Raw genomic sequence first — 13,164 nt, forward strand, 5'->3', positions numbered from 1 at the left:
GTTATGTATAAGATTTTGGTCGTAGAAGATGATACTACTATCAACCAAGTCATATGTGAATTTTTAAAAGAAAGTAACTACAGTGTTACGCCGGTTTATGATGGCGCAGAGGCTCTACGTCAGTTTGAAGAAGAGACTTTTGATTTAGTCATTTTAGATATGATGTTGCCATCCGTTAGTGGTTTAGATGTTCTCAAGGAAATCCGTAAGACATCGCAGATCCCAGTCATGATTTTAACTGCTCTAGATGATGAATATACCCAGCTAGTGAGTTTTAATCACTTGATTAGCGATTACGTGACTAAGCCTTTTTCACCCCTCATTTTGGTGAAAAGAATAGAAAATATTTTACGTCGGACTGCTGTTTATTCTGAAATTGTCATCGGTGACTTGCGCGTGGTTTTAGAAGATTGTACGATTTTCTGGCAAGGAGAAAAGCTAGCTCTGACCAAGAAGGAGTACGAAATTCTAGAAGTTCTTGCTAAACGTAAGGGCCATTTAGTGACAAGAGACCAGCTTATGAATACTATTTGGGGCTATAGTGAGCTAGATAGTCGTGTCTTGGACAATCATATCAAGAATATTCGCAAGAAAGTTCCTGGAATTCCTTTGTCAACCATTACTGGTATGGGCTATCAATTGGGTGGAGATCAGGCGTGAAGATTGTAAAAAAGAATTTCCTGCTGACCAGTTCGATTATCTTTGTTGTTGTCACAGTAGTGCTTGCTAGTCTCTATTTTGCTATGCCAATCTATTATGAGCAAGTAAAGAGTAGAGAAGCTAATCATGAATTTGAACAAGTAACTCAGCAAATGAAGGGGAAGTCGATTGACGAAATGAAATCTCTTCTCACTGATTATAGTCATAAAAATAATCGTATCTGGTTTAATTTGACAGATGCCAAAGACCAGGTCGTTTACCCGACTGTTGAAGTAAGTGAGACCCAAGATTCCTTACAACTAACAATCCTTCCTACCATGGCTGATGGAACAGCTAAGCATAAAAGTATCAGTAAGAAGCTTAAAACATCTGATGGAAAAATCTTGACCCTGCAGGGAGAATATTCTCTGCAGCCCGTCAGTGATGCCAGTCATATTTTGCTCAATCTATATCCTTTTGTTTTAGTCGTATCCCTTAGCCTAGGAGGACTTTCTGCCTATCTTTACAGCCGGACCTCTAGTCAGCGGATAAAGGATATATCGGCTGCAACTCGTCAGATGACCAGTTTAGCGCCAGATGTTGTTTGTGTAGCTAAAGGAAAGGATGAAATCGCTGAACTCGCTCAGGATATCAATCACCTTTATGCTAACTTGCTGACAAGTATGGAAGCGTTGAAAGTGGAAAATGAAAAGGTTGCTGAGAGTGAAAGGGAGAAGGCTGAGTTCCTTCGTATGACTTCCCATGAGCTGAAGACGCCAATAACCAGTATGATGGGAATGATTGACGGTATGATATACGGCGTAGGGGAATTCAAGGATCGAGATACCTACCTTCATAAATGTCGAGAAATTTTAGAAGAGCAATCCGCTCTGGTTCAGTCCATCTTAGCTATCTCTAAAATGGAGATGGGAACAGAGGTGACTGAGGAAGTCTTTTCATTGAAGCAGGTTCTAGAAGAAAATCTCGGCGCCTACAAACTGATGGCAGACATGAGGCACTATCAGTTCCAAGTTAGTTTAGAAGAGGCTGAGATGAAGGGCAATAAGATCTACTTGGTCAAGGCGATCAAAAATCTCATTGATAATGCTTTTAACTATACTGTTCAAAATGGGAAAATATCAATCCGCCTTGAAGAACACCTCTTGTTCATTGAAAACCAGGCTGAGCGTGTTTTAGATGAGACTCAGATCCAGCAGATCTTTCAACCATTTTACAGGCCGGATTATAGCCGAAACCGGAAAGATGGAGGGACTGGTCTGGGACTCTTTATCGTTCAGCAAATTTTGGATAAGCATCAGTTTGCATATAAATTTGAAGCTGTTGATGGCAAATGGATGCGATTTAGCATTTCCTTTTAAATGAAGCCTATCAAAGTCTCAGACAAGCAGGAAGAAACTTTACAATCTAATAAGAACACCACAAACAATGTGGTGTTTTAATTTTTTTTATTATGTGCAAAAATAGACAAAAATACATTGACAGCGCTTACATATAGTGTTAGAATGAAGCTGTAGTTTGCTGAAGAATAATAGTAAGAGGCCCTCAGAAAGCCTCTTTGACTGTAGTTAAATGAGAGTCAATAGGATTTATTTGATTAAGAGGTGTTTTCAGTATAACGTGAGTCTTAGAAAAGTATGATGAGTAGTTTGGCTTGATTTATCAGTAATTTGCTAGTTTATGTTTTGCAGTATCTGATACTAATTGGCCTTTAAAATAGTGTATTACAGTTTAATTTCCTAATTGTTTCTCCTCTTCAATGATCTTGCTTTCTATTTAAGTTTAAGAAATAGAGCAGATATTTCCAATAAGGAGGGGGAGTCATCTTGCCTTTTTAAAAGAGGCGTTTTGTAAAGTGAAAGAGGGGTGGAGCGCTTCAAGCTTTTGAAAGTCCTGAATGTATTTAAAAATTTTTTCGTTATTTGTTTATCAGACGGCAGTGAAGGAAATTGTATTTACTAGCCTTGACTGCTGATTTTGAAAACATGGTATAAGGAGTCATTTTATGAAAAAATCAACCATTGTTTCGATTGTAGCTGCAAGTTTATTGATTAGCCCTCTTGTTTTAGCGCGTCACGTTCAAGCTGATGAAGTTGGCACAAATAGTGTCGAGCCAGCCTTGGCGACCAGTACGGATCAAGAGTCTAGTCCTGATAAATCGGTATCTGAGCATGTAGAATCAAGTGAGAATGCTGAAGTTAATAAGGAAAGCTCTAATGAAGGTGTAGAGCAAAAAGCGGTCGTTGAGGAAGCAATCGATTCCAATCAATCTATAGGTGAGAAGGAAAATCATTTCGATAAAGCAGTCCCTGAGTCTTCAAATGTGTCGGATAAATCAGCTATGGACAAGGGAGCGGTTCCTGAAAAGCCAGTAGCAGATACTGGTAGTGATACTGAAAAGAAAGTTGATCCAAGAGAAGAGAACAATTCAGCAACTGTAACTTCGAATAAAGAGCCAGGAAATGATAGAAGTGCTACTAGAGTGTCTAATCCACCTAAGACGACCTTAGCAGACTTGTCAGAAGTAACTGGTCAAGCAAGGACTGAGGAAGATTCTAAGAAGGAAGCAACAATCAGCGAAGCTGTTAATCAACTCTTGAAATGGGCATCGACAAAAGAAGGACAAGTCGGTTCAACTGACCAGGATCGTTTAGCCTTTGCTAAGAGTCTAGGAATGATTGACCAAAAGGCGAAAGGATCCGATCCAGTTACAGACCTTGTTACTATGGTTGCTGCAGCTAAAAAACTCCATGCTGCTTATAGAGCAGAGCGCAAGACACCCCTCTTTATGAATGGAAGAGCACAGCCTATTTTCCCATTTACTCGTGGTGATGATCCTGAACATTATTCATATGAGAATAGTGATATTGTTCGTTATGTTGTTTATGTTGAAACGGACTATGATACAGATGGAGATGGGAAACCAGACTTGGTAAAGACTTTCGTCCAAGTTCCGAAAGCTGCTGTTAAAGGTGATTATAAAGCTCCGACAATCTTTGAAGCTAGCCCATACGTTGCAGGTACGACAGAAGAACGTACCCTAGAAGGGCTTGGTCTCAAAGAAGGTGGCAAATTTGACATGGCTAAGCTCTATACCAAGCCAGACAAGAGAAAAGCAGTCAAAGAAGTTTCGACAGAAGAGGTGGCAAAAGCGACTAAACCTAAAGATTGGTACTATGTCAATCCACGTGAAAGTTCAGCAGATTACACTCATTATGATTATGAAAATCTGAACTGGTACAATTATTACCTGGTCCGTGGTTATGCGGTTGTAACAAGTAGTGGATTGGGCTCAAAAGGGTCAGATGGAATCAATACAACAGGTTCTGATTTAGAAGTTGCTGCCTACAAGAGTATTATCGAATGGTTGAATGGCAAACGCAAGGCCTATGCAGATAAAACAAGCAATCGTGAGGTTAAGGCGGATTGGTCGAGTGGCAATGTTGCCATGACTGGTTTGTCTTGGGCTGGAACAACTACTTTTGGAGTTGCGTCTACTGGTGTAGAAGGGCTCAAAACCATAATACCAGCAGCGGGAATTGCCAGTTGGTATGATCACTTTAATAGTCAAGGTTCTCCACTTGATACGGGGGCTTCAAATGATCTATCTTGGTTGTCTGTTTATACCTCTGGTCGGATTTTAGACAAGGATGACTGGGATAAAATTAAAGACTACTATGCTGCTTATATCACAAAACTCAACGAGCTACAACACAAGGATGGTCATAATTATAATGAAGAATATGCTAAGCGTGACTATACCTTAAATGCAGCCAATCTAAAAGCTGCTCCTTTGCTAATCCAAGGGCTTAATGATGATAATGTTAAACCAAAACATTTTGAATTAATGCTAGAAGCATATAAGAAGGCTGGTATAGATCCAAAAGTATTGCTGCACCAAGGAAATCACGTTTATCCATCCACTCGCTGGGCAGGAACCACAGTGGCTGGTCAAGCATTTAATGATTTAATGAACCAATGGTATAGTCATTATTTATTTGGTCTTCAAAATGGCATTGAACATCTTCCACAGGTGACTGCTCAGGACAACCTAGATCCAACCAAGTGGCGTCGATTTGATAAATGGGAAACAGACAATAAAATCACTGCTCGTGCCTATTCCAAGAGAGAAGATGTGACTGTATCCAGTGATTTTTATGGCACGGGTGAAAATTGGACTACGAGAAACCAAGACGCAGCCTTTCATTCATCCGCCGTCAGTGCTTCATATGCGGCTCCTGTTGATCGTGATATTACTATTAAAGGCCATATTCCTCTTCATTTTAGTGCAGCCTTCTTGAAAGGTGATAAGAAGCATGCTCATGTCAGCGCGACTTTGATGGATGTATCTGATGAGGAATTTGATGTTGTCAAAGAAGAAATCACTTATGATAAGAACGGTTATAGTACTCGTACACTAGAAAAAGAAACGGTTGATGAAAAAGGAGATTGGCATGGTAGCAATCTAGACAGTCTTCCTGTTAAAGAATACAAGACGCATAAAGTGAAAAGCGTGGTTATTTCTAGAGGCTGGATGAACTTGGCTAACCCAGATTCAGGTTTTAATTCTGCAAGTTCTAGACATTCAATCGATCTAAAAGAAAATGAGTACCACAACTACACTATGTACTTGCAACCAAACTTGTATACTGTTAAAAAGGGTCACCGTCTGGTCCTAACCTTACATGCTTTTGATCCAGACTACATTTATTATGCTGATCCATACGAAGTCAAGTTTAAGACAGATTCTATTTCTGCAACGATACCAATTGTAGAAGAAAGCCAGTCTCTCTTACTTCGTTATCAGCCAAATGAGAAAGATACCGAGTACGCTAAGTTAGCAGACCGTATTCTAGCAATTGCTAAAAAGAACCCTTCAGTAGAAAAGGACAATCAGCAGGACAAGGGAAGTGGCTCTGATCTTAAGCCAGGAGGACAAATGGATCAACAACCACCAGTAGGACGGGACTCTATGGACTTCCGTAAGGAACAAAAGGTTGAAATCGCTAATCTAGAACACAAAGAAAATGATCCTTCTTCAAAAGAAGTAGCTCTTTCAAGAAAAGCAAGTCTTCCTGAAACTGGGGGAAAAGCAAATCTTTGGTCAGTCTATGGTATGCTAAGTTTACTTTTAGCCGGCTTGTGGAAAGTGATTAGTGGACGTAAAGAAGAGAAATAATAGGATTGAATCATTTTATTTACACTTGGCTTTTCACTTCTTGCTTACTAGATTAAATTCTAAGCCTAAATAGGAATTACCGAACTCTAATGAATCTTCAGTAGTTTGGAGCAAACCGTTTTTATAGAAAAAAGACTGGTTTTGCAATCTAGCTGATAAATCGCACCCTGAAAGTTAGAAATGATCTAACCTTCGGGGTGTTTTCATTTGAAATATTCTAAGCTGGTTGAAGTTTCCGCTGTTTAAAGAAGTAGGAAAAATAAGTAGATGCAAGACGTCTCATCTAGTTGTTAGGGGATGAAAAAGGATTAGTTGAATGTGTATAGCTAAGAGTCAAATCCCTTCAAAAATGATATAATAAACCTATATTTTCTAGAGGAAAAGGCAGGCTATGAAATTACTTTATACAGATATTCGCCATTCTTTGACCAAGGTTTTAGTGGCTGAGGCTGAGAGTTTGGTGGCGACTGGTAAGCGAGTCTTTTATATTGCGCCAAATTCGCTTTCTTTTGAGAAGGAGCGGGCGGTTTTGGAGTGCCTGAAGAACAAGGCTTCCTTTGCCATTACGGTGACGCGCTTTGCCCAGATGGCTCGGTATTTTGTCCTCAATGATGTCCGAAAAGGGCAGAATTTGGACGATATTGGTCTGGGAATGCTGATTTATCGGACCTTGACAGAGTTAGATGATGGAGAGCTTAAGGTCTATGGCAGGATTAAGAAGGATCCACAGTTTATCCAGCAACTGATGGATCTTTACCATGAACTGCAGACAGCCCAGATGTCCTTTGTGGATTTGGAATTTCTCGAGGAGCCTGAGAAGCGGGAGGATTTGGTCAAGATTTTTACTGCAGTGACTGCTGCTCTGAATAAGGGCGATTTTGATTCGTCTTCTCAGATTGCTGCTTTTGCCCAGCATATTCTGGCTGGTGATACAGACGAGGAATTGGCAGATTTGGCCCTGGTCATCGATGGTTTTACTCGTTTTTCTGCCGAAGAGGAATACCTGGTCGGTCTCTTGCATCGAAAAGGCGTGGAGATTGTTATTGGGACCTATGCTAGCCAAAAAGCCTACCGAGCAGCCTTTCGTGAGGGCAATCTCTATCAAGCTAGTGTGGACTTCCTGAGAAAGCTGGCCGAGGACTATCAGGTCAAGCCTGACTATATCCCTCATGCAGAAGCAGAAGATGCCTTTGGACAGATTTCCAAGATCTTGGAGAGTCGTTATGACTTTTCAGAATCAACGGTGAGTCTGAGTGAGACAGATCGCTCGCGCCTTCAAATCTGGGCTACTATGAACCAGAAAGAAGAGCTGGAGTATGTGGCTAAGTCCATCCGGCAGCGAGTTCATGATGGTGTGCGTTATAAGGATATTCGTCTACTCTTGGGGGACGTGGAAGCCTACCAGCTTCAGCTTAAGACCATTTTTGACCAATATCAGATTCCTTACTATTTAGGGCGGAGCGAGTCAATGGCTCAGCATCCGCTGGTTCAGTTTGTTGAGTCCTTAGAGCGACTCAAGCGCTATAATTTCCAACTGGAAGACCTGCTCAACCTCTTAAAGACAGGACTCTATGGAGACTTGACTCAGGAAGAGCTGGATCATTTTGAGCAATATCTGCGCTTTGCGGACATTAAGGGAGCCGGCAAGCTAGCCAAGGATTTCACGGCTAATAGCCAAGGGAAATTTGACCTAGACCGTCTCAATCATATTCGCCGCCGGGTTATGACTCCGCTACAAGACTTTTTCAAATCCCGCAGCCAGACGGCGTCGGGGCTCTTAGCTAAGTTTACGGAGTTCGTCCAAGCAGCCCGTTTGTCTGACAATTTGACAGCTCTGCTGCAGGAAGAAAGTCAGCAAGAACAGGAACGCCATGAGGAAGTCTGGAAGGCTTTCAGCCATGTCTTAGAGCAGTTTGCTCAGGTCTTTGCAGAAAGCAAGGTCAAACTGGATGATTTTCTAGCTTTGGTCCTCTCAGGAATGCTTTTGTCCAACTATCGGATGGTGCCGGCGACAGTAGATGTGGTTAAGGTTCAGTCTTATGACCTGATAGAACCTTTAGCAGCTCCTTACGTCTATGCAATCGGACTGACTCAAGAGCGTTTTCCGAAAATCGCGCAAAACAAGAGTTTGCTCAGTGATGAAGATCGGGCTCGACTTAATGAAGAGACGGATTCTCAGGCAGAACTGCAGATTGCTAGCTCAGAAAATCTCAAGAAGAATCGCTATACAGCTCTATCACTGATGAATTCTGCCACCAAAGAGCTGGTCTTGTCTGCGCCAGCCTTGGTCAATGAAGTAGAGGACAGCATGTCGACCTATCTGCTGGAATTGACTGCAGCTCCGCTTTCCTTGCCTATCATTGTCAAAAAGCCTCAAGCTTCCAGTGATGATATTGGCAGCTACCGAGCTCTCTTGTCTCAAATCATCGAACTCCACCAAGAGGAGATTGACCGAGAGTGGACAGCAGAGGAGCAAACTTTTTTGGCGGTGGCTGTGCGGGTTCTCCGCAAGAAGTTAGCAGCAGAAGGCATCAGCATTCCGCAAATCAGCAAGGAACTGAAAACGGAGTCTCTGCAACCGGAAACTCTGCATGCCCTTTATCCAAAAGATCAGCCCCTCCGACTTTCAGTCTCTGCTCTAAGCGAATACTTTAAAAATCAATATGGCTATTTCATCAAATACGTTCTGGGATTACAGGAAGAATGGACCATCCATCCGGATGCTAGAAGCCACGGGAATTTTCTGCATCGAATTTTTGAAAAAGTACTTCAGGAGGATACTAGTCGAGACTTTGACCAACGACTAGAAGTGGCAATAGACGAAACCATGCGGGAGACTGAATTTGAAAGTCTCTACAATGAATCTAGCGAGAGTCTCTTTACTCGTCAGTTGCTGCTAGATACAGCTAAGTCAACGAGCCAAGTTTTGGCCCAATCAGCTGGGATTGAAACGATTGGGGAAGAAACAGTCTTTGGGAACAGTAAAGAGCCTTTCCTTATCTTGGAAGATGGCAGAGCTGTTAGTGTTCGAGGCAAGGTGGATAGAATTGACCGATTGCTAGCTGATGGGAGTCTGGGAGTCGTGGACTATAAGTCCAGCGAGACTAAGTTTAGCTATGAAAAATTTTTTAATGGTCTGAATTCTCAGCTTCCGACTTATCTAGCGGCTATCCAGGAACTCCAAGGTCAGCAGGAAGGTAGAGATCTTTTCGGTGCCATGTACTTGCAAATGACGGAGCCTATTGTCGCCCTTAAAGATACCAAAGAGTTAGGAGATGCAGTCAAGGAAGTTGCTAAAACCATGCAGTACAAGGGTCTCTTTTTAGCAGACAAGCTGGCCTCTTTGGGTCCTGTTTATGAAAAGAGCAAGGTTAATAGTCTCAGTCAAGAAGAACTGGCTGTTTTACTTGCTTATAATGAAATTCTCTATAAAAAAGTAGCTGAAGGTATTCTAGCTGGTCATTTTGAGGTTAATCCCTATACAGAAAATGGTCGGAATATAGCACCTTATGTCGATCAGTTTAAGGCTATTACAGGCTTTGAAGCCAATCGTCACCTAGGACAAGCCAGACAGTTAGATAAATTAGATTTGAGTAAATTTGAAAAATGTCCAGTTGGTGAGAAATTGCGCCAAGCATGGATAGAAAAGATGAGGGAGGAGTTGAAAAAATGAGGAAAAAGTCTTTTTTAAGTCCAGAAGAAATCAGTCAGCTACAGCATTCTGAAGCTACTTCAAGTAAAGAACAGAAACGAACTGCTGAGCAGATTGAGGCTATTTATTCCTCAGGTCAAAACATCCTAGTCTCTGCATCAGCTGGGTCAGGGAAAACCTTTGCCATGGTTCAGAGGATTATTGACCAGATCCTCCGTGGAGTATCCATTCAGGAACTCTTCATCTCAACCTTTACCGTAAAAGCGGCAGGAGAACTCAAGGAACGTCTAGAAAAAGAGTTAAGTAAAGTCCTCAAAGAAAGTCAGGATGAAGAACTTAAACAGCACCTAGCCCAGCAGTTAGCTGCTATTGCCACAGCTGATATTGGGACCATGGACTCTTTTACACAAAAGCTTCTCAACAAGTATGGCTATCTTCTAGGCTTGGCCCCTAATTTTCGTATTCTCCAGTCAGCTAGTGAGCAGACTATGCTACAAAATGAAGTCTTTCAGCAGCTTTTTGAGCAATATTATACTGGTGAGCAGAAGGAAATTTTTGAAAAGTTAGTCAAAAATTTCACGGGCAAGAAAAAGAACATCACTGGTTTTCGCCAGCAAGTCTACGCCATTTACCAGTTTCTCCAATCAACCAGCAATCCTCAGAGATGGTTGCAGGACTTTTTCCTTAAAGGCTATGAGGAGACAGATTTTTCGCGTGAGAGAGACAAAATTTTACAGCAAGTGAAAGGTGCTCTTTTTGACCTCGAAGATTTTTTCCGTTTTCACTTGGATCACGAGGGACGTGAATTTGCGGGAGCTAAATACCAAGAAAATGTGTTGCTTGCGCTAGATAAATTGGGGAGTTTGCAGGAATCGTCCTCTGAGCAGGACTATTTCCGTGTCTTAAAAGACGTGGTTCTTCTATCACGGGCTAGCGGTGGCCGATCCTTGACCATCACTACTCGCAAGGAAGAATTAAAAGAGTTGGCTGATACCTTTAACCAAGGACGTAAAGAAAGAATCGAGCATTTGCGAGGTCTTGAGTCCAGCCTTTATCAATTTGAGTTCCTTGAGAAGTACCAGGATGATAGTCTGCCTCTCTTAGATTTACTGCGTGATTTCATGAGTGATTTTACTCGAACTTATCTAGAACGTAAAAAAACAGAGAATGCTTTTGAGTTTGGGGATATTAGCCATTTTGCGATACAGATTTTAGAGGACTTCCCACAGGTAAGAAGCTTCTATCAAGAACGTTACCATGAAGTCATGGTCGATGAGTATCAGGATACCAACCACACTCAGGAGCGAATGTTGGAGCTCTTATCTAACGGCCATAATCGCTTTATGGTGGGAGATATCAAACAATCCATCTATCGTTTTCGTCAAGCAGATCCCCAGATTTTCAATGATAAGTTTCGGCTTTATCAAGCAGATCCGAGCCAAGGGAAATTGATTGTCCTCAAGGAGAATTTCCGTAGTCATGTAGAGGTGCTGGAAGCAACCAATGATGTCTTTAAGAGACTGATGGATGAGCAGGTCGGGGAAATCAACTATGATGAGATCCATTATTTGGTGGCGGGAAATCCGATGAAAGCATCACATAACCCCCAAAATAGGGCTGAATTCCTCCTTTATGATTCGACGGCAGCAAGCGATGAATTAAGCGAGGAAAGTATCTCAGCTGGAGAAGTGTCTCTAGTTATCAAAGAAATCATTCGCCTGCATGAAGAAGAAGCGGTTGCCTTTAAGGACATTACTCTTTTAACGGCTTCTCGGACTCGAAATGATATAATCTTGGCTGAGTTTGCCAAGCACAATATCCCTCTTGTACCAGATGGAGGAGAAGACAATTACCTCCAGTCTGTCGAGGTCATGGTCATGCTGGACACTTTGCGAACGATCAATAATCCTCTAAATGACTATGCCTTGACAGCACTACTCAAATCAGCAATGTTTGACTTTGGAGAAGATGAGCTGGCTCGAATAGCGCTACAGAAAAGTCAGGAGAAATCGCAGGAAAATCTCTATGAGAAGATAGAAAATGCCTTGACTAATCAAGGATTGCATCCAGACTTAATCTTGCCAGACCTTAAAAAGAAGCTAGAGCTCTTTAAAAAGACGCTCTTATCGTGGAGAACCTTTGCTAAAACTCATTCTCTGTACGATTTGATTTGGAAGATTTATCAAGACCGCTTTTATTATGACTATGTTGGTGCCTTGCCCAATGGAGCCCAGCGTCAAGCCAATCTCTATGCCCTATCACTCAGAGCTAATGACTACGAGAAATCAAGCTTTAAAGGGTTGTCTCGATTCATCAGCATGATTAATAAGATTTTAGAGAACCAGCACGATTTGGCTAGCGTTCCCTATGCCGCACCACAAGATGCGGTTCATCTGATGACAGTCCACAAGAGTAAGGGACTAGAGTTCAAGTATGTCTTTCTGCTTAATATGGACAAGGCCTTTAACCGCCAAGATACCAGTTCTAGCATTATCTTGAGTCGTAAAAATGGGATTGGGATTAAATATATCGCTGATGTAGAGGTTGAATATCCAGAAGAAGTGAAACCGAGATCAATCCGTTTGTCAATGGACACTCTCCCCTACCAACAAAATTTAGAAGAAATCAAGCTAGCTAGTCTTTCTGAGCAGATGCGCTTGCTTTATGTAGCCATGACACGGGCTGAAACCAAGCTTTACTTGGTTGGAAAAGGCAGTCAAGAAAAACTTGAGAAGCGAAGCTGGGGACAGGCAGAACAGGGGCTTTTATCGGCTTCCATACGCAGTCAGCTGACTTCTTTTCAAGATTGGATTTATGCTATCCAGACTGTTTTTTCAGAAGATCACCTTGCTTTTGATTTGAGATTTGTCAGAGACGAAGATTTGACTGCTGACAAGATTGGCCAGATTCACCATTCAAATCCCTTTGATGCGGATGATTTGACAGACAACCATCAGTCTGAAGATATCGGCAGGGCTCTGGATATCTTAGAAAGTGTAGATCGATTAAATAGCCAATATCGCTCTGCCATTGAGCTACCTAGTGTGCGAACCCCAAGCCAGATTAAGAAGTTTTATGAGCCAATCATGGACACAGAAGGCTTGGATATCATGGATGAGCGAGAAGCATTTCGGCCTCAGCCTAACTTTGACTTACCTGATTTCGGCAGGAAAGCCAAAGTGACTGGGGCACAAGTCGGTAGTGCTGTTCATGAGCTTATGCAAAGGATTCCTTTAGATCAGAAGCCGGACATGTCAGTTTTAAAATTAAGTCTAAGACAAGTTCAAGCAGAAGAGTCTGTGAAAAAACAGATTGACCTCAACAAGATTGCAAGTTTCTTTGAGAGTCAGCTTGGTGAAATCTTGCTAGCTAACTCGGATAAGTTGCATCGAGAAGCACCATTTGCCATGCTCAAGAGGGATGACGCTAGCGGTCAGGAGTTTGTTTTGCGGGGGATTTTGGATGGCTACCTGCTTTTTGAGGATCGGATAATTCTCTTTGACTACAAGACGGATAAATACAAGGAGCCATCTGAGTTGATTGCTCGCTATCGTAGCCAGTTAGACTTATATGCTCAAGCTCTCAGCCGTTCTTACGGCATTTCGCAGATTGAAAAATATTTGATTCTGCTGGGAGGTGAGAAGCTTCAGGTGCTTCAGGTGGACTGATTGATTGG

At 42.0% G+C, this 13,164-nt stretch carries 5 protein-coding genes; all 5 read left to right on the forward strand.

Annotation, left to right across the window (positions count from 1 at the left end; translation table 11 throughout):
- Nucleotides 1-3 precede the first annotated feature (3 nt).
- Nucleotides 4-660: a response regulator transcription factor gene (locus tag HMPREF3108_RS02045; protein ID WP_008809355.1), complete on the forward strand. Its 657-nt coding sequence runs from the start codon at nucleotides 4-6 to the stop codon at nucleotides 658-660.
- Nucleotides 657-2,018 carry a sensor histidine kinase gene (locus HMPREF3108_RS02050; RefSeq protein ID WP_061596634.1) on the forward strand — a complete coding sequence of 454 codons (1,362 nt, stop codon included), beginning with the start codon at nucleotides 657-659 and terminating at the stop codon, nucleotides 2,016-2,018. Before HMPREF3108_RS02045 ends, HMPREF3108_RS02050 begins: the two co-directional genes overlap by 4 nt.
- A 644-nt stretch (nucleotides 2,019-2,662) precedes the next feature.
- Nucleotides 2,663-5,836: a CocE/NonD family hydrolase gene (locus HMPREF3108_RS02055; RefSeq protein WP_060553364.1), complete on the forward strand. Its 3,174-nt coding sequence runs from the start codon at nucleotides 2,663-2,665 to the stop codon at nucleotides 5,834-5,836.
- Between the two features lie 391 nt (nucleotides 5,837-6,227).
- Nucleotides 6,228-9,509, forward strand: a complete 3,282-nt coding sequence (gene rexB, locus HMPREF3108_RS02060) for an ATP-dependent nuclease subunit B (protein WP_048779867.1) — start codon at nucleotides 6,228-6,230, stop codon at nucleotides 9,507-9,509.
- Entirely contained in the window at nucleotides 9,506-13,156 is a 3,651-nt protein-coding gene (gene addA, locus HMPREF3108_RS02065; protein ID WP_070493081.1) for a helicase-exonuclease AddAB subunit AddA, read from the forward strand. The genes rexB and addA overlap by 4 nt, the downstream gene beginning before the upstream one ends.
- Nucleotides 13,157-13,164: the final 8 nt, after the last annotated feature.

The organism is Streptococcus sp. HMSC10A01, from assembly GCF_001807785.1.
GTDB lineage: Bacteria > Bacillota > Bacilli > Lactobacillales > Streptococcaceae > Streptococcus > Streptococcus gordonii.